Genomic DNA, 18686 nt, shown 5'->3' on the forward strand with positions numbered 1-18686 from the left:
TAACTAGTTTTAAAAAATTATTTCATTGCAGCAATTTGTTTAGCTAAATCAGCAATGTCAGCGTCTGCTAATTTAGTAGCTTGACCTTTCATAACAGCACCCATACCGTGAACATTTAAAGTTCCAGCTTTGTATCCGTTTAATGCTTCAATAGTTTTAGCTTCTGGCCAACCTTTAATAATTTCAGATTTTCCTAAAGCAGCTTTTTCACCGTTTGCACCATGACATGCAGCACATGCTGTAAAAGATGCAGCTGATAAATATGCCGCAGTTGCAGCAACAAAGATAGAAGTTAATACGATTTTTTTCATTTTTTTTCCTTTAAATTTAAGAAAAATATTTTAGCTTTTTTTTCTTTTTTTTTGCTTAATATTTTAGCTTTTTTTGTTGATAACAATTAGAAGTTTTACTCTTAATTGTATATATATTGTGAAAAGAAAAAAAGCCCTATTTTGCTAAGATAAAGGGAGTTTTTTATATAGTATATTTTTTAAAAAGGGTATAAAATTGAATCAAAAAAGAGTTTTAGATATAAAAAATTTAACTTTTTATTACAAAAAAGATAATCCAATTTATAAAGATTTTTCTTTAGAATTAAATAAAGGTGAATTAGTAACAATTTTTGGGAAAAGTGGAACAGGGAAAACTACACTATTTGAGTTAATTTTTGGAAGTCTAAAACCAATAACTGGAACTATAAAAAAATCAAAAATTGCTATGATTTTTCAAGACCCATATAATTCATTTCATCCAACATATTCAATTAAAGAGCAAATAAAAGATGTTGTAGGAAATATTTCTTCAAAAGAATTAACTGATTTTTTAGAAAAATTGACTTTAGAAGAAGAGATTTTAAATAAAAAACCTTATGAATTAAGTGGTGGACAATTGCAAAGATGTTCGATTTTAAGAGCGTTATTAATGAAACCAGATTTACTTTTAGTTGATGAACCAACATCAGCTTTGGATAATATCATAGCTTATGATGTGATGAAATTATTAATCACACTTTTAGATAAATGTGCTATTTTGCTAATTACTCACGATTTAGACATGGCTTCATGGTGTAGTGATAAAATAATAAGATTGGAAGAAAATGCAAAAAAATAAAAAAGCACTTGTACTACTTAATATGGGTGGAGCTAGAAATAAAGCTGAATTGAAAATGTTTTTAACAAATATGTTTAATGATAAAAATATATTAACAATGAAAAGTAATCTTCTTAGAAAACTAATTGCTACTTTTATAGTAACTTCAAGACTGGATAGTGCATGGAAAAATTATGAAAAAATAGGAAATGAATCTCCTATAAATAAATTAACAGAAAAATTAGTCCAAAAAGCAAATGAAAAAATAGAAGATTTTATGACATATCAAGTTATGCGTTATACTCCACCTTTTGCAAAAAATGTTATAGAACAAATGAAAAAAGATGAAATAACAGAGGTTATACTTTTACCACTTTATTCTCAATATTCAACGACAACTACAAAATCTTCTTTAGAAGATTTTATCTATTTTGCAAAGGATAATTTCAAAATACAAATAATTGAAACTTTTTATAAGAATGATTCTTTTAATGAGTGTATTTTAGATGAAATTATTTCAAAAATACAAAGCCCAAGTGAATATAATCTTATTTTTTCAGCTCATGGTCTTCCTCAAAAAATAGTGGATGCAGGTGATCCTTATGAAAAACAAATGAATGAACATGTAAAAATATTATCTGATAAATTGTCACAAAAAGGAATAAATTTCAAATCAATCAACTTAGCATATCAATCAAAAGTTGGACCACTAAAATGGCTTGAACCTTCACTTGAAAATATGCTAAAAAACTTTAAAAATGAAAATGTACTTATTTATCCAATAGCCTTTATAGTTGACAATTCAGAAACAGATTTCGAACTTGATATTGAATATAGAGAAATTGCCCATGAAATAGGAATAAAAGATTATAAAGTATGTAAATGCGTAAATGATAGTGATGAATTTATTGAAGCAATAAAGGATATTATTAAATAAATGTTTTTACTAAAAAAAACAATCTCAGCTTTTTTATTACCTATTCCAATAGGTTTATTTTTACTTCTTACATCTTTTATTTATTTGATGTTTAATTCATATAAAAAAGCCAAAATATTCTTATTTTTAGGTTTATCTTGGTTTTTATTTTTCTCTTTTCAGCCAATTTCAAATGCCCTCTTATCACCATTGGAAAATACACATAAAGCTTTATTAGAAACTCCAAAAGTAAACTATATTTTGGTTTTAGGAAGTGGCCATAAAAGCAATGAGAGTTTAAGTATCACATCTCAGGTAAAAATGGTAGGAATAAATAGATTAGTTGAGGGAATTAGACATTATAAAAATCTAGAAAATGCAAAATTAATAGTTTCAGGATATGGCTCAAATGATGAAAATTCTCATGCTTTTATGCAAGAAAGACTAGCAATTTCATTAGGTGTAAAAAAAGAAGATATTATCAGACTTGATACTCCAAAAGATACAAAAGAAGAGGCAATTGAAGCAAAAAAAATAATAGGAAATGATAAATTTATTTTAGTAACAAGTGCTTCTCATATGAAAAGAGCCGTTTTATTGTTTCAAAAAGAAGGATTAGAAGTATTTCCAAGCCCAACAAATCATCTATCCTATAAAGATGATTCTTATTCAGCATATTTTTGTGCAAAAAACATTAGAAATAGTGAAACAGCAATTCATGAATATTTAGGGTTATTATATTCTTATCTTAAAAAAGAGATTTGATATTAGATTAATCCAATCTTTGATATTATTGCAACAAAGTTGCAAATAAAGGTTTTTAGTGGAATTAATAAATATTAGTAATCTATTTTACAAATATCATAAAACAGATGTATTAGAAAATATAAATTTATCAATAAAAAATGATGATTTTCTAGCAATAATTGGTCCAAATGGTGGAGGAAAATCTACTTTACTAAAACTTATTTTAGGTTTATTAACTCCTCAAGAGGGAAAAATTGAGAAAAAAATAAAAAATAATCAAGTGGGATATGTCCCTCAAAATACAAACTTAAACATAGATTTTCCAATAACAGCAATAGAAATAGTTTTGATGGGACATGTTAGCTCACAAAAAAAACTATTTGGATATTCAAAACAAGATGTAGCTTGTGCGATGGCTTCTTTAGCAAAAGTTAGTATGGCTGAATTTGCAAATTCAAAGATTGGTGATTTAAGTGGTGGTCAAAGACAAAGGGTTTTTATTGCTAGAGCGTTATGTTCAAACCCGAAAATTATGCTTTTAGACGAACCAACTGCTAGTATTGATGTAAAAGGTCAAAGAGAAATTTATGAGTTGTTAAAAGAGTTAAATAGCTCAATTTGCATAGTTGTAGTAAGTCATGATATTTCTGTTTTATTAAATTATGCAAAAAATGTAGCTCATATAAATAAAAATTTAGTTTATCACTCTTTAGAAAATCTTGAAAAAAATATAAATACACAAAATGAACATTTATGTGAAGTTGAACTTTTATCAGCTTTAGGAAAATCTCATATTTGTTGTGAACATACTCATTAAAGGCAAAAAATGTTAGAAATATTACAATATGATTTTATTCAAAATGCCTTAATTGCAGGAGTTTTAATCTCAATTGCAGCTGGAATAATAGGTTCTTTAGTTGTCGTAAATAAAATTACTTTTTTAACAGGTGGAATTGCTCATAGTTCTTATGGAGGAATTGGTCTTGCTATTTATTTAGGAATTCCTGTACTTTTTGGAGCTACAGTTTTTGCAGTTTTAACAGCTATTTTAATCGCAATTATTACTCTAAAAAACAGAACAAGAATTGATGCGATTATTGGAATGATGTGGGCTAGTGGTATGGCTATTGGTATTATTTTTGTGGATTTAACACCTGGTTATAATGTGGATTTAATGTCATATTTATTTGGTTCAATAATTGCTGTTTCAAAAGAAGATTTAATATATATGAGTGTTTTAGATATTTTTATTATCTCAATAATTGTCTTTTTTTATAAACAAATTTTAGCAGTTTCATACGATAGTGAATTCGCAAGTTTAAGAGGTATAAATGTTAAGTTCTTTTATACACTAATCTTGATTTTAGCTGCACTTTGTGTGGTGGCAGCTATCAAAGCCGTGGGATTGATTTTAGTAATCGCACTTTTAACGATCCCTACATATTTAGCTGAGAGTTTTGCATCAAGATTATCAACAATGATGATAATTAGCTCTATTTTGGCTACAATATTCACAATTTTAGGATTAATAGTATCTTACACTTATGATATTAGCTCAGGTGCAAGTATAATTTTAGTAGCTGTTGTTTTTTTAGCAATAGTGAAACTTTTTAATCTAAAAAAATAAAAAAAGAAACGGAAAAACCAAATGAACGAAAAACAAATAAACGAACACATTTATGTGGGAGAATTAAATACTCTTGCAGTTAACAGAGTTAGTGAACCTGGAATTTATCTAATTAGTGATGATGAAACTGAGGTTTTACTTCCAAATGCTTATGTTACAAAATCTATGGAAATAGGAAGTTTTCTTGATGTATTTATTTATACAGATAGTGAAGATAGACTTGTAGCAACTACACTTAAACCTTATGTATATTTATATGAATTTGCATCTTTAGAAATAGTAGATAATATGAAATTTGGCTCTTTTGTAGATATTGGACTTCCAAAACACATATTAGTTCCTAAAAATAAACAAAAAAGTAGATCTTTTGAGGTAGGTGAGAGAAAAGTATTACAACTTCAACTTGATGATAAAACTGATAGATTAATTGCTTCTGAAAAATATAATTTATTAAAAGAGATAAAAGATTTAGAAAAAAATGCTGAAGTTGAGATAATTTTATATTCAAAAACACCTCTTGGATATAAAGTAATTGTAAATAATTCTTATGATGGAATGATTTATCATACAGAAATTTTCGAGAATATAAAAATTGGTGATACAAAAAGAGCTTATGTAAAAAATATACGAGATGACAATAAAATAGATATAACTTTACAAAAAATTGGTGAAAAAATATCTGGAGATAAGATTTTTGATCTTTTAGAAAAAGAAGGTGGAAAACTTAATTTTACTTATAAAAGTGAAGCTGATGAAATAAAAGAAAAATTTGGAATGAGTAAAAAAGCTTTTAAGGCATCTTTAACTAAACTACTAGCTGAGAATAAAATCATCTTAGAAGAAAACTGTATCAAAATTAAATTATAATTTTAAAAATTTAACTTTGACAATAAACAATTAAGACTAATTTTATCCTATTTTATTATAATACCAATAAATATTTTTATAAAGGAAAATAAATGGCAACAACAAAATTTAAAGGTAACGAAGTTACTTTAAGTGGTACAGAATTAAAAGTTGGAGATGTAGCTCCGGTAGTTACAGTAGTAGCAAAAGATTTATCTGATCTTCAAGTAGGTGGACAAAAAGGTAAAGCTCAAATCGTAGTAGTAGTTCCTTCTTTAGATACAGCAGTATGTGCAGCAGAAACTAGAAAATTCAATGAAGCAGCAGCAAAAGTTGAAAATGCAGAAGTAATCGTAGTTTCTATGGATTTACCATTTGCAATGGGAAGATTTTGTACAACTGAAGGAATTTCAAACTTAAGTGTTGGTTCTGATTTTAGAGCAAAAGCTTTTGCAAAATCTTATGGAGTATTAATTTCATCAGGACCATTAGCAGGTGTTACTTGTAGAGCAGTATTTGTAATCAATGCATCAGGAATTATTACTTATAAAGAAATTTGTCCAGAAATTACAGAAGAGCCAAATTATGAAGCAGCATTAGCAGCTGTTAATGAATCTGTATCTACTTCTTGTTGTGGTTCTTGCCACTAATTCTTAAATAAAAAAAGTCATCATTTTGATGACTTTTTTCCTTTTATGTTAATACCTCAAATAAGTAGTATAATGAATTACACTAAATTTATTAGTAGGAGAAAATCATGTTACAAAATTTATTAAAAATCACATTGTTTTTTTTGTTTGGACTACAAACTTTATTTGCAGCAGATGTAAATGATGGTTTTAACCAATACAAAAAAGGAAATAATGAACAAGCTATTGAAATATTTAAAAAAGCTTGTGATGAGGGTGCATCATCTGGATGTTATAACCTTGGACTTTTATATTACAATGGAACTGAAGTTGAACAAGAGTATTTCAAAGCAGCGGAAGCTTTCTCGAAAGCTTGTGATGATGGACATACAAAAGCTTGTTATAACTTAGGATATATGTATCAAAATGGTTATGGAGTTAGATTAGATTCAAAAAAAGCATTAACATTATACGAAAAAACTTGTGATGCTGGAATCGGTGCTTCTTGTTACAATATAGCAAATATGTATGAGGTTGCAGATGGAGTTGAAAAAAATTCATTTAAAGTAATTGAATATTTGACAAAAGCTTGTAATTTAGATCATCCAAAAGCTTGTTATAATTTAGCATTAAAATATAAAAATGAAGATGGAGTTGAAAAAAACCCATCAAGAGCAGCGCTACTTTATGAAAAATCTTGTAATTTAGGTTATGCAAAATCTTGTTATAATTTAGGAATAATGTATATTGAAGATGAAGATTTAGAAAAAAATAATATTAAAGCTCTTGAATTATTTACAAAAGCTTGTGGTATGAATCTAAAAGAAGCTTGTAAAGCTTATGATGATTTAAAAGGCTTAGTGTATTAAGCTCACTTGTTTAAAATCAAGGATTTTTATTTTTATACTAGATACAATTCTCAAAATTAAAAAGCCACTTTTAAAGTGGCTTTATTTCAGGAGAAATTATGTTTTTTTCATGGTATAAGAAGTTTTCTTCTCAACCTCATCAACCATTTTTTACAAGTGGTATCTTATTTTTAATTCTTTTTATGGCTTTATTTGTATCAGTTTATTCAAATACTCTAATTTTAGATAATAGTGTTTTAACTTATCACGCATATACTATGGTTTTTGTTATTTTTATTCAGTTCTTTTTAGGATTTTTATTTGTTGTTTTCCCACGATTTCTAATACAAGCAGAAATTGAAATACAAGTTTATATGAAACAATTTTTATTATACTTTTTTGCCTCTTTAGGAATATTTTTAACTCTTATTTTTTATTCAAAAGCTACTTTTATTTTTCAAATTTTGATGTTAATAGCTCAAATTATGAGTTTTAAACTACTTTATTCAATCCATAAAAAAAGTATTGTAAAAATAAAAGAAGACACAAAATGGGTTTTAATATCTCTTTTTTCAGGACTTGTTTTTCACAGTTTATTTATAATCTCTTCTTTAAATTTCCCTTATTCTTATGAACTTTCAAGATTTGCAATAGATGGAGGATTTTATCTATTTCTTTTTATGATTATTTTTGCAATATCACAAAGAATGATTCCTTTTTTTACTACTGCAAAAGTTCCAAGTTATGTGGCAAATAAAAGTGTAAATTTACTTACTATACTTTTCTCATTATTGGCATTTAAAGTAATTTTATTGTCTTTTGATAATGCAAAAATAAATTTATTAGCAGATATTCCTTTATTTATAGTGATTACAAGAGAATTAATAAAATGGAAATTACCATTTTTTAAATCACCTGCTATTATGTGGGTTTTATATTTAGGACTTTACTGGATTCCAGTAGCTTTTTTTGTATCAATTATCGAAGGATTAATGGCATTTTATGATCCTAATATAATCTTTGAAAAAGCAGTAATTCATACAATGGCACTTGGATATTTTTTAACTGTTCTTATTGGTTTTGGAACACGGGTAATTTTGGGACATTCAGGAACAACTCCTCATGCAAGTAATTTTGCAATATTTATTTTTGTTGTTGTTCAGTTTATAGCATTACTCAGAATTTTTTCTTCATTTAGTTTTAATTTTGGTTTAAATTATACATTTTTTATAAACCTTACTGCAATTTTATTAATTATTGGCCTGCTTGTGTGGTCAAGTAAATATATAACTATTTTATTAAAAGGGAAATAGTTAAAGAACACATTTTAAGTGTATGTAATATATAATGTTTTACAAAAAATCAAAGGCTTGTAAATAAATAAAAAATCAAAAACTTCTCTTACTTTATTTACGATAGCTTTTATACTTGCTATAGCTTTTTTTTACTTTTTCTTGAAGAAAGAAGAAACAAAAACGACTACTCCTTCTAACAAAATAGAAGATACAAGAGAACCGCAGATTAAAGATACAAAAGAAGTAATAAAAAAAGAACCAAAACTTTATAGTGAAGTCAATTTAAAAGAACTTTCTTTTAATCATTATGAATATATTCTTCCTTCAGATAATTTTCTAAAAATAAATTTAAAAGATAATGACGTTAAAAATATAAGATATGTTGAATTTGATGAAAATCAATTAGAAGGAAAGTTCAACGAAAAAACTAATGAGATAGAGTTAAAATCAACTTATGAGATAGTGCCAGGCAAAAATAAATTAGTGATTTTTTATAATGATAATACTCCATTAGAAATAAAGTTAGATATAAAATATTTATATGATGTTGAGAAAAATCAAAAGGATGTTTTTTTAGAGAATTGGATTTTTCATAAAACTTCTACTTGTCCAGCTTATGGAATTAGAAATGCTGGAGAAGTTATATTAGGTGGAAAATGTGATAAAAAAAATATTATTATGGAATATGAGAAGAATTTTGATAGAAATATAAATATTATTTTTGATTTTATGCCACTTAAAACGAAAACTGTAGACATGAGACTTTCATTTGGAGAAAGAATAGTTATAAATTTTGATAATAAAAGAATTAAATTTTTACAACGAGAATTAAATAATAATGAAAGAGTTATAGTAAAAAGTATTGATTATAATAAATTTAAAAATGATAAAAATTATAGAATAGATTTCTCAAGAACAGAAAATAAGTATCAATTAAAGATTATAGATAATCAAACAAAAAAAAATTTAATTGAAACAGAATATACTGATAATGAAAATAATAAATTAGAATTTGAAAGGTATAAAAATTTACAAATTTCTGTTGGAACAGAAAATACAAGAATCTTAGTTTCGAGAATTGAGATTTTTTGATGAGTTTTTTACCTGTAGGTTTGCAAAATCTTATCAATTCAATAGAGACTAAGATATGGAAATATATTCTAATTGGATTGTTTATTTTGTTAGGAATGTTTCTTTTTTGGGTTTTTTATACTTATGAATATGATAATGGTATAAAGAAAAAAGAAAATATAACTATTTCTTTAAATACAAAAAAAAATATAAGCATTTTTAAAGATGTAGAGCTTAAATTACATAATCAAAAATGTAGTAGAATAAATGAAAATAAACTTGAATTTGAGTGTAATAAGCCTAAAAATGGTAAATATAGGATTGAAATAAATAATTATATAGATAATATTGAAATAATAGATAATATATATACGTATTCTATAAAAAGTATAGATAAGGAAGATTCTTTAATAAAAGAAGCTTCCTTAAAATTAAAAGATAATAAATTTGAAGGTAAATTATTAGTTGTGAAAAAAGATAATAATATTCCTAAATATGTAGATACAAATAAAAAGTTCAATTTAAAAATTTATAATTCTAATTTTCAAGCAAGTATAGAAAATACAGAAATTTTGTTCTCTAAACCATGGAAAGATTTTTTTAATGTTTATTATTTAAATAATAAATTATTTGTAGATTATGAAATAGATAATGAAAAATTTTATTCTTATAAACCATATTTCTTAACAAAAGAATTAGATGTTGATGATTTATTCAGCTTTGGACAAAATAATGAAAATATTATTATAAAAGATGTTTTAAAAATAAAAGATAATAATTTAGAAGTTTTAAATTATTCAAAAAAATTACCAAATATAAATTTATTTAAAGTTCAAACAGATGAAAATAAAAATGGGTATATAAAATTTACGATTAAAAATATAAATAAGGATAATATTTTTAATCTATATATGAATACTAGACATGTTTTTAAATATGAATATCCAAATTTTAAATTCGATATAAGAGAAGTAAGAGACAGTGATAATTTTACTGAACGAATTATCATAGGACCTGAATCATTTATACAAGATTCTATTGCTCCAAATGAAAAAGAAGCAAAATTTGAAAAAGGTATTATAAAAAATTTATATTTTTTATTTGAAAAAAAAGATAATAATTGTAAATTAACAGTTAATGCTGATAAGTATAAAAAAGTTACAAAAGAATTTTTATGTAAAGATGATAGTTTAAATGAGAGTATAAATAGTCAATTACACATAGAAAATTCAAAATGTACAAATAATAATGATAAAAAATGTGTTTTATTTGAAATCTCAGATTTTGAAACAGGTTTAGATTTCTCAAGTAGTCCAACTAGAAACTATAGTTACTAAACATAGCCTTTATATAAAATTTCTATAATATGAAAAATATGAAAAGGCTATTTAATGAATATAATTAAAAAAAAATCTTGGCAAATAAATGAAAATCTAGTAACTCCAAAAGAATTATTTGAAAAAAGAAGAAGTTTTATAAAACTAGGAGTTGCTTCACTTGTAACAAGTGGCGCTATTATGGAACTTCTTGCAAAAGAAAATCTTCCAAATATTACCCTTGATTTTATAAAAGATGAAAATAAAAATAATTTAAAATTAAACACTTACGAACAAATAACTTCACACAATAACTTTTATGAATTCACAACAAATCAAGCAAAAGTAAAAGATATTGCAAATACTTTACAAACTGATAATTGGAAAATAAAAATAGATGGTTTAGTTGAAAATCCAATGGAAATTGATTTGGATGACTTAAAAAATCAGCTTACCTTAGAAGAACGAATATATAGATTTAGATGTGTTGAGGGTTGGAGTATGGTTGTTCCTTGGAACGGTTATTCACTTAGCTCTTTGATAAAAAAAGTAAAACCTCTTTCAAGTGCAAAATATATAAGATTTGAAACTTTAGTTGATCCAGTTAGTTTTCCTGATCAAAAAAGGGGTGCTTTTTCTGCCGTTGAATATCCTTATGTTGAGGGTTTACGAATTGATGAAGCTTATAATGATTTATCATTTTTAGCCATTGGGCTTTATGGCGAAATTATGCCAAAACAAAATGGTGCACCAATTAGATTAGTTGTTCCTTGGAAATATGGATTTAAATCTATAAAATCAATAGTTAAAATCTCTTTTGTGGATAAAGAACCACTAAATACTTGGCAAAAAGAAAATGCGGATGAATATGGATTTTATGCAAATGTAAATCCAAATGTTGATCATCCAAGATGGTCACAAAAAAAAGAGCGAGTTTTAGGAAGTTTTATAAAACAAAATACTTTAATGTTTAATGGTTATGAAAAAGAAGTATCAGGGCTTTATACAAAAATGGATTTAACAAAGTTTATATAATGAAAAGATTTTTTATTTATTTAATTGCTTTTTTACCAATAGTTTATTTACTTATTCGCTTATTTATCTTTGATGATGTATATGACCCAATAAAATATATTTACGCCATCACAGGTGTTAGTGCAACTATAATTTTATTTATTTCTATAATTATTTCCATGATAAAAAATAAAATAAATCTTATGAAATATAGAAAAAAAGTTGGACTTTTGGCCTTTTTCTATGCTTTTTTACACCTAACAAATTTTATAGTTTTTGATGCTTCCTTTGATTTTGAGTTTATTATAAAAGAGACATTGGATAAACCGTTTATTTATTTAGGAATGATTTCTTTTTTTATACTTTTATTTATGGCAATTACTTCTTCAAAACAGTTATTTAGAAAATATAATAATTATCATAAGTTAGTTTATATTTCTTTAATTTTAATTACAATTCATTGGATTATGGCTCAAAAATCTATAAATATAACTCAATTTATTTATATAGGAATTATTTTAATAATTGGATATTACAAACTTTTACAACAAATTGTTAAAAATAGTAAAATATAGTTTACTATTTGTTAATCTTCGATTATATTTTAGTTAATTATGAGCTGGTAGAATGTTTTTGTAGGTAAGTTGACGCAGCGACTTATTTATACATCGCTTTAAGATAAATTTTTTAGACAAAATAATTTTTATGTTTCCTTGTGTAGAAAAGGAGATGTCAAAAGGCATCCCTTTTTTATTTCAATCTGTATTAATTCTATTATGATACCATTTCGAAATGATTAAACTTTTCCCAAATACAACAAACTAATCCATGCCTTTATCAAACCTAAATCAAGAACAACTTAGTGCTGCAACTTGTGGTGCTGGTTATAATCTAATAATTGCAAGTGCTGGAACTGGTAAAACTTCTACTATTGTTGGAAGAATTGCAACACTTATAAATAGTGGAGTTAAACCAAATGAAATTTTACTTTTAACTTTTACAAATAAAGCAGCCGCAGAAATGGTAACAAGAGTTGCTAAATTTTTTGGAAAAGATATTGCAAAACAAATTATGGCAGGAACTTTTCACTCTGTTTCTTATAAACTTCTAAAAGAATTAAATGTAAATATCACTTTAAAACAACCAAATGAACTAAAAACACTATTTAAATCAGTTTATGAAAAAAGAGTATTTTTTGATAGAACCGATGAAGCAAATCCTTATGATGGTGGATATTTATATGATATGTACTCTTTATATCTAAATTCAAATGATGGCGAAAATTTTGGCGATTGGATAAAATCAAAAAGTCCAAGCCATGAGATTTATATTATGATTTATGAAGATGTTGTTGATGAATTTAATGAATTGAAAATAAAATATGGATATGCAAATTTTGATGATTTACTAACAATTATGTTAGATACATTAAAAGACAAAGATTTTAGTTTTAAAGAGATTTTAGTGGATGAATATCAAGATACAAACCCTCTACAAGGACGACTTCTTGATGCTTTTAGACCAAAATCTTTATTTTGTGTTGGAGATTATGACCAAAGTATTTATGCTTTTAATGGCTCTGATATTGGGATTATTTCTACTTTCGCTACAAGATATGAAAATGCAACAGTATTTACTTTACGAAAAAATTATCGTTCAACAAAACCTATTTTAGATTTAGCTACAAAAGTTATAGAATACAATGAAAGAGTTTATGAAAAAAAACTTGAAGTTGTTCGAACTGAAAATGAACATAAACCAAAACTATTGGCTTTTAATGAACTTTTTTCTCAATATGAATATATCTCAGAGTTAATCTCAAAAAGTTCAACACCACATAACGATATTGCGATTATTTATAGAAATAACTCAAGTGCAGATGGAATAGAAGCAAACTTAAGAGAGTTTTCAATTCCAGCAAAAAGAAAAGGTGGAATGAGTTTTTTTGATTCTGTTGAAATAAAATTTATTTTAGATGTTTTAGTAATGCAAATCACACACAACGATATGATGGCTTTTATTCATGTGGTTGAACATGGAAAAGGTATTGGAAAAGCAATTGCAAAAGATGTTTTTGATGCACTTATAAAACTAGGAGATGGAGATTTATTAAAAGGTCTTTTTTCACCAAGAGCTGATATAAATAATCCTTATGAAAATGGAAAAATCAAAAATAGACAATTAGGACTTTTTGATGATTTTATAGAATTAGGTTCTATTTCAAAGTTTAAAGATTGTAATTTTGAAGAGGCTTTTTTAGGAAATCCAATTTTAAAACATCCAAAATTAAATGTTGATGGTGGAAAATATTTATATGATATTTATTTATTAATGAAACATTTAAGACGAACAAAAGTTCCAGAAACTCTTGTAGGAAGCATTTCTTCTTCTATGGCTTATTCTAAATTAAAAGATTTTTTATCAACTAAAAGAGCAACACAAAAAGATGGAACTATAAATCCAAGCCAAAAAACAAAATCACTTGCGAAAATAAATAGAAAAGTGATGCTTTTAAAAAATCTTTCAAGAAACTTCCAAGATTTATCAAAATTCATAAATTCTATGATTTTAGGTGGAAGTGAAATGAGTGAGGGAGATGGTGTAAATCTTCTTTCAATTCATGCAAGTAAAGGTTTGGAATTCAAAGAAGTTTATGTAATTGATTTAATGGATGGAAGATTTCCTAATAGAAAACTTATGAGTAAAGGTGGAAGCATAGAAGAAGAACGACGACTTTTTTATGTAGCAGTTACAAGAGCTAAAGATATTTTGTTTCTTTCTTATGCAAAATATGACAAAATAAAAAAAATGACTTTTGTTGCCAGTCCATTTCTAAAAGAAGCTGGAATGATAATAAAAGATGCTGAAGAATCTTAAGTTTAAGACAATATAATAAAATATATAAAATATGAATAGTAATTATAAAGTAGGAGTAAGATAAGTGGAAAAAATTTTTTTAATGATTTCAGTGTGTACGATTATTATGATGGCACCAATTCTCTCAAAAATAGTAAAAGCACCTGTCGTTGTTGTTGAAATAGTTTTAGGATTAATTGCTGGTTATTTAGGCTTAATATATGATGATGAGATTTTAAAATTAATTGCTAAATTTGGATTCGTTTATTTAATGTTTCTAGCTGGTCTTGAAATAAATTTCAAACTTGTAAAAATTATAAAAGCAACTTTAGCCGTAAATGTAATTTTATATTTTATCTTATTGTATTCAATATCTGGATTTGTTTGTTGGTTTTTTTCTTTAGGACTTCCCTATTTTGTTGCTTTACCTATTTTTTCTTTAGGTATGATTATGATGCTTATAAAAGAGTATGGAAAAGAAGAACCTTGGTTAAATCTTGCTTTATCTATTGGTGTTGTGGGAGAAATCATAAGTATTTTAGCTTTAACATTATTTAGTGGTTGGACAGAACATGGATTAAGTATTAGCTTTTTTATAGCTATTTTAACTGTAATTAGTGTTGTTGCAATTACAATTTTAGGATTAAGAGTTTTTTATATCGCTTTTTGGTGGTTTCCTGAATTAAAAAAATTCCTTATTCCTGATTCTCAAAATGACAGATACGATCAAGATATAAGATTTTCTATTTCTCTTTTATTAATTTTAGTTTCTATTATGTTATTGTTAAAAATTGATGTTGTGTTAGGTGCATTTACAGCTGGATTATTCTTTAAAATGTTCTTTAATCAAAAACATGAACTTCTTGATAAAATCGAATCTTTCGGTTTTGGTTTTTTTGCACCAATATTTTTTATTTATACAGGTTCAACTGTAAAACTTGATATGATAGATTTAGATATTTTACAACATGCAGGATTTATTATAGTTGCTATTATTTCAATTAGATTAATAAGTTCTTATTTAGTATTTTTTAAATACTTAAAATTTAAACAAACAGCACTTTTTGCATTGAGTGATTCTATGCCTCTTACTTTTATGGTAGCAATTGCAATGTTATCTTTTAATTATGGTCTAATAACTCAATCTGAATATTTCTCATTTATTATAGCTAGTATGGTTGATGGATTATTTCTAATGATATTAATTAGAAAACTTTATAAGTGGTTTAGATTAGAGAAAGTAAAAATATAAATTTTTACTTCTCTTCTTTTTTTACAAATTTTTATTTTAGTAATTCATTAAACTTAGCTAACCACTCAGGATGAGCAGGCCAAGCAGCTGCAAGTACTAAAATACCATGACAAACAGAAGCTATTGGTTTATTACTTTTATTGAAATTTTGAACAATTTCAATAACTCTTGGATTTAATCTAATATACTCAGGAGCTCTTCCACCTGGAATTACTAAAGCATCATAAGTTGATTCATCTACTTCATCAAAAGATGCATTTAATGTAAAATTATGCCCAGGCTTTTCAGTATAAGTTTGATCACCCTCAAAATCATGAATTGCAGTTTTAATTTGCTCATTTGCCTTTTTATTAGGACAAACAACATCAACAGAGTAACCTAACATTATCAATCTATATTAAAATAAAATTTAAAATAAAGCAAAATAGCATCATAAGAAAAAAGTAGATATAATCGCGAATATATATAGAAAACATAGGATTTTTAATGAGCGAAAAATACGAACCATCACAAGTAGAAGATAAATTTTATAAAATATGGGAAGATAGAGGTTATTTTGAAATAGATGGAAATAAGTCTATTCAAGAGTCTGATGTTAATGGAAAACAAAAAACATTTTCAATTATGATGCCACCACCAAATGTAACAGGAAGTTTACATATTGGTCATGCTTTGACATTTACACTACAAGATATTATCACACGATACAAAAGAATGGACGGCTTTAAAACTCTTTGGCAACCAGGAACTGATCACGCAGGAATTGCAACTCAAAATGTAGTTGAAAAACAATTAATTGCTGAGGGAACTACAAAAGAAGAAATAGGAAGAGAAAAATTCCTAGAGAAAGCTTGGAAACAAAAAGAAGTTTCAGGTGGAAATATAGTTCATCAAATGAGAAAACTAGGAGTTACTCCAGCTTGGAAACGAGAACGATTTACTATGGATGAGGGATTAAAAGAAGCTGTAAAAGAAGCTTTTGTAAGCCTTTATAACGATGGACATATCACTCAAAATAACTACATGGTAAACTGGTGTACACACGATGGTGCGCTTTCTGACATCGAAGTTGAACATGAAGAAGTAAACGGTAAGTTTTATACTATGATTTACAAATTTGCAGATGGAAGTGGTGAGCTTCAAGTTGCAACTACAAGACCTGAAACATACTTTGGGGATACTGCTATCATGGTTCATCCAGATGATGCTAGATATTCAAGTATTGTAGGAAAAGAAGTTCTTTTACCTTTAACAGAGCGGAAAATCAAAGTTATCACAGATTCTCATGTTGATATGGAATTTGGAACAGGTGTTGTAAAAGTAACACCTGCACACGACCAAAATGACTACGAAGTTGGGAAAAGACACGATTTAGAGTTTATAAAAGTATTTGATGAAAAAGGTATTCTAAACGAATATTGTGGAGAGTTTGCAGGACTTGAAAGATTAGAAGCAAGACCAGTTATTGTGGCAAAACTTCAAGCTGAGGGATATATCGTAAAAATCGAAGATCATATTCATCAAGTTGGGCATTGTTACAGATGTAAAAACATAGTTGAGCCGTTTATCTCTCAACAATGGTTTTTAAGCTCTGATATGGCTCAAGAGTCTATTAGAAAAACAAAAGAGACTACAAAAGAGCGAGCTTTAAGTGGTGAGCATAATGGGACACTTTTCCACCCAGCACATTGGATAAATTCATATACAGCTTGGATGGATGAGTTAAGACCTTGGTGTATTTCAAGACAACTTTGGTGGGGACATAGAATTCCAGTGTTTACTTGTGAAGATTGTGGACATCAATGGGCTGATAAAGCTGATGAACCTGATCATTGTCCAAAATGTAAAAGTAAAAAAATGACTCAAGACCCAGATGTTTTAGATACTTGGTTTTCATCAGCACTTTGGGCAATGTCGCCATTAGGTTGGGGAAATAATGGAAAACTAGAAGAGTTGTATAACTCAAGTGATGAAGCAGATTTTTATCCAAACTCACTACTAATTACTGGTTTTGATATTATGTTCTTTTGGGTAGCAAGAATGATGATGATGGGTGAACACTTCAAAAAACAATTACCATTTGAAGATATTTATATGCATGCCTTAGTTAGAGATGAATTTGGTGCAAAAATGTCAAAATCAAAAGGAAATGTAATTGACCCACTTGATATGGTAAATGAACATTCTGCTGATATTATTAGATTTACATTGGCATATTTATGTGTTCAAGGAAGAGATATTAAGTTAGGTGCTAAAAACTTAGAGCAATTTAGAAACTTTACAAACAAGCTTTATAATGCAACAAATTTTTTACAGTTAAATGTAGAAACTTTCCCTGATTTAAAAGACATAAAAATCCAAACACCACTTGGACTTTATATGCAAAGTAAATTAAGTGTTGCAGTTGATGAATTAAGAGCTTCATTAGAAACTTATAAATTCAATGAATCAGCATCTATTTTATACAAATTTGTATGGAATGAATTCTGCGACTGGGGAATCGAATATGCAAAAGCTAGCAAAGATTCAGTTGTAGAACTTGGAGCAATTTTTAAAGAAACGCTTAAGATGGTAAGTCCATTTATGCCATTTATTTCTGATTATTTATATCACAAATTAAGTGGAACAACACTTGAAGATGGTGATTCATTAATGATTATGAATTTCCCAAAAAATATAGCAAAAAATCAAGAAATTGAAGATATGTTTGCAATCATCGAAGAAGCAATTACAGCAATCAGAAGAGCGAAAGTTATCATAGATATGGGTAACTCAAAAATTGCAAAAGCTTATATAAAAATCAATAAAAATATAGATAATGAAATGGCAAAACCATTTATCGAAAAACTTGCAAAAGTAGAAAATTTAGAGTTCGTCCTAGCAAAAGTAGAGAACTCAATCACAGATGTAAGTGATAACCTAGAAGTTTATATTCCAAGAGGTGAAATAGATATGACACCAATTATTTCTAAACTTTCAAAACAACAAGAAAAACTGGAAAAAGAGATATCAAAACTATCAGGAATGTTAAATAATGAAAGATTCGTAGCAAATGCACCAGCAAATGTTTTAGAAGAAAATAGAGCAGGATTATTATCAGCTGAAGATAAATTGGCTAAGGTTGTAGCTGAATTGAAATCTTTGAGTTGATTTTATTCATTTAAGATACAATATCAATAA

At 26.6% G+C, this 18686-nt stretch carries 18 protein-coding genes; 16 read left to right on the forward strand and 2 right to left on the reverse strand.

Features of this window, described 5'->3' with window-relative positions:
• Nucleotides 1–17: 17 nt before the first annotated feature.
• The gene (locus B0174_RS07215; protein ID WP_108559164.1) at nucleotides 18–311 is read right to left on the reverse strand and encodes a c-type cytochrome; all 294 of its coding nucleotides are present in this window, start codon (nucleotides 309–311) and stop codon (nucleotides 18–20) included.
• A 196-nt stretch (nucleotides 312–507) separates the two neighbouring features.
• On the opposite strand from B0174_RS07215, the gene B0174_RS07220 reads away from it, so the two are divergent.
• From B0174_RS07220 to B0174_RS07290, 15 genes are all read left to right on the forward strand, one after another.
• Entirely contained in the window at nucleotides 508–1110 is a 603-nt protein-coding gene (locus tag B0174_RS07220; RefSeq protein ID WP_108559166.1) for an ATP-binding cassette domain-containing protein, read from the forward strand.
• Complete coding sequence (gene hemH / locus B0174_RS07225; protein ID WP_108559168.1) at nucleotides 1097–2026, forward strand: ferrochelatase; 930 nt, start codon at nucleotides 1097–1099, stop codon at nucleotides 2024–2026. The genes B0174_RS07220 and hemH overlap by 14 nt, the downstream gene beginning before the upstream one ends.
• Nucleotides 2027–2770 carry an ElyC/SanA/YdcF family protein gene (locus B0174_RS07230; RefSeq protein WP_108559171.1) on the forward strand — a complete coding sequence of 248 codons (744 nt, stop codon included), beginning with the start codon at nucleotides 2027–2029 and terminating at the stop codon, nucleotides 2768–2770.
• A gap of 58 nt (nucleotides 2771–2828) precedes the next feature.
• A complete protein-coding gene (locus tag B0174_RS07235) occupies nucleotides 2829–3569 on the forward strand; it encodes a metal ABC transporter ATP-binding protein (RefSeq protein ID WP_108559173.1) in 741 nt (246 codons plus the stop codon).
• Nucleotides 3570–3578: 9 nt separating this feature from the next.
• Nucleotides 3579–4379: a metal ABC transporter permease gene (locus B0174_RS07240; protein WP_108559176.1), complete on the forward strand. Its 801-nt coding sequence runs from the start codon at nucleotides 3579–3581 to the stop codon at nucleotides 4377–4379.
• Nucleotides 4380–4400: 21 nt separating this feature from the next.
• Nucleotides 4401–5246 carry a CvfB family protein gene (locus tag B0174_RS07245; RefSeq protein ID WP_228156430.1) on the forward strand — a complete coding sequence of 282 codons (846 nt, stop codon included), beginning with the start codon at nucleotides 4401–4403 and terminating at the stop codon, nucleotides 5244–5246.
• Between the two features lie 92 nt (nucleotides 5247–5338).
• A complete protein-coding gene (gene prx-suh / locus B0174_RS07250) occupies nucleotides 5339–5875 on the forward strand; it encodes a thiol peroxidase Prx-SUH (RefSeq protein ID WP_108559178.1) in 537 nt (178 codons plus the stop codon).
• A 107-nt stretch (nucleotides 5876–5982) separates the two neighbouring features.
• Nucleotides 5983–6723 carry a tetratricopeptide repeat protein gene (locus B0174_RS07255; protein ID WP_108559180.1) on the forward strand — a complete coding sequence of 247 codons (741 nt, stop codon included), beginning with the start codon at nucleotides 5983–5985 and terminating at the stop codon, nucleotides 6721–6723.
• Between the two features lie 98 nt (nucleotides 6724–6821).
• Nucleotides 6822–8015, forward strand: a complete 1194-nt coding sequence (locus B0174_RS07260; protein WP_108559182.1) for an NnrS family protein — start codon at nucleotides 6822–6824, stop codon at nucleotides 8013–8015.
• Nucleotides 8016–8156: 141 nt separating this feature from the next.
• Nucleotides 8157–9089, forward strand: a complete 933-nt coding sequence (locus B0174_RS07265; protein WP_108559184.1) for a hypothetical protein — start codon at nucleotides 8157–8159, stop codon at nucleotides 9087–9089.
• Between the two features lie 86 nt (nucleotides 9090–9175).
• A complete protein-coding gene (locus B0174_RS07270; RefSeq protein WP_133174792.1) occupies nucleotides 9176–10405 on the forward strand; it encodes a hypothetical protein in 1230 nt (409 codons plus the stop codon).
• A gap of 54 nt (nucleotides 10406–10459) precedes the next feature.
• The gene (msrP, locus tag B0174_RS07275; protein ID WP_108559188.1) at nucleotides 10460–11419 is read left to right on the forward strand and encodes a protein-methionine-sulfoxide reductase catalytic subunit MsrP; all 960 of its coding nucleotides are present in this window, start codon (nucleotides 10460–10462) and stop codon (nucleotides 11417–11419) included.
• Entirely contained in the window at nucleotides 11419–11973 is a 555-nt protein-coding gene (locus tag B0174_RS07280; RefSeq protein ID WP_108559190.1) for a ferric reductase-like transmembrane domain-containing protein, read from the forward strand. Before msrP ends, B0174_RS07280 begins: the two co-directional genes overlap by 1 nt.
• A 253-nt stretch (nucleotides 11974–12226) precedes the next feature.
• Complete coding sequence (locus tag B0174_RS07285) at nucleotides 12227–14275, forward strand: ATP-dependent helicase (protein WP_108559192.1); 2049 nt, start codon at nucleotides 12227–12229, stop codon at nucleotides 14273–14275.
• A gap of 64 nt (nucleotides 14276–14339) precedes the next feature.
• Complete coding sequence (locus B0174_RS07290; RefSeq protein ID WP_108559194.1) at nucleotides 14340–15506, forward strand: cation:proton antiporter; 1167 nt, start codon at nucleotides 14340–14342, stop codon at nucleotides 15504–15506.
• A gap of 31 nt (nucleotides 15507–15537) precedes the next feature.
• Here B0174_RS07290 and B0174_RS07295 read toward each other — a convergent pair whose 3' ends face one another.
• Complete coding sequence (locus B0174_RS07295; RefSeq protein WP_228156431.1) at nucleotides 15538–15891, reverse strand: DJ-1/PfpI family protein; 354 nt, start codon at nucleotides 15889–15891, stop codon at nucleotides 15538–15540.
• A 101-nt stretch (nucleotides 15892–15992) separates the two neighbouring features.
• Between B0174_RS07295 and B0174_RS07300 the strand changes: the two genes are divergently transcribed.
• On the forward strand, nucleotides 15993–18656 hold the full coding sequence (locus tag B0174_RS07300; RefSeq protein WP_108559196.1) for a valine--tRNA ligase: 2664 nt from the start codon (nucleotides 15993–15995) through the stop codon (nucleotides 18654–18656).
• Nucleotides 18657–18686: the final 30 nt, after the last annotated feature.

This window comes from Arcobacter caeni, from assembly GCF_003063245.1.
Taxonomy (GTDB): domain Bacteria; phylum Campylobacterota; class Campylobacteria; order Campylobacterales; family Arcobacteraceae; genus Aliarcobacter; species Aliarcobacter caeni.

Coding starts and splice junctions, on each gene's coding strand:
- B0174_RS07215 (WP_108559164.1), bottom strand. CDS start 311: ATGAAAAAAATCGTATTAACTTCTATCTTTGTTGCTGCAACTGCGGCA.
- hemH (WP_108559168.1), top strand. CDS start 1,097: ATGCAAAAAAATAAAAAAGCACTTGTACTACTTAATATGGGTGGAGCT.
- B0174_RS07230 (WP_108559171.1), top strand. CDS start 2,027: ATGTTTTTACTAAAAAAAACAATCTCAGCTTTTTTATTACCTATTCCA.
- B0174_RS07240 (WP_108559176.1), top strand. CDS start 3,579: ATGTTAGAAATATTACAATATGATTTTATTCAAAATGCCTTAATTGCA.
- B0174_RS07245 (WP_228156430.1), top strand. CDS start 4,401: ATGAACGAAAAACAAATAAACGAACACATTTATGTGGGAGAATTAAAT.
- prx-suh (WP_108559178.1), top strand. CDS start 5,339: ATGGCAACAACAAAATTTAAAGGTAACGAAGTTACTTTAAGTGGTACA.
- B0174_RS07255 (WP_108559180.1), top strand. CDS start 5,983: ATGTTACAAAATTTATTAAAAATCACATTGTTTTTTTTGTTTGGACTA.
- B0174_RS07260 (WP_108559182.1), top strand. CDS start 6,822: ATGTTTTTTTCATGGTATAAGAAGTTTTCTTCTCAACCTCATCAACCA.
- msrP (WP_108559188.1), top strand. CDS start 10,460: ATGAATATAATTAAAAAAAAATCTTGGCAAATAAATGAAAATCTAGTA.
- B0174_RS07280 (WP_108559190.1), top strand. CDS start 11,419: ATGAAAAGATTTTTTATTTATTTAATTGCTTTTTTACCAATAGTTTAT.
- B0174_RS07285 (WP_108559192.1), top strand. CDS start 12,227: ATGCCTTTATCAAACCTAAATCAAGAACAACTTAGTGCTGCAACTTGT.
- B0174_RS07295 (WP_228156431.1), bottom strand. CDS start 15,891: ATGTTAGGTTACTCTGTTGATGTTGTTTGTCCTAATAAAAAGGCAAAT.
- B0174_RS07300 (WP_108559196.1), top strand. CDS start 15,993: ATGAGCGAAAAATACGAACCATCACAAGTAGAAGATAAATTTTATAAA.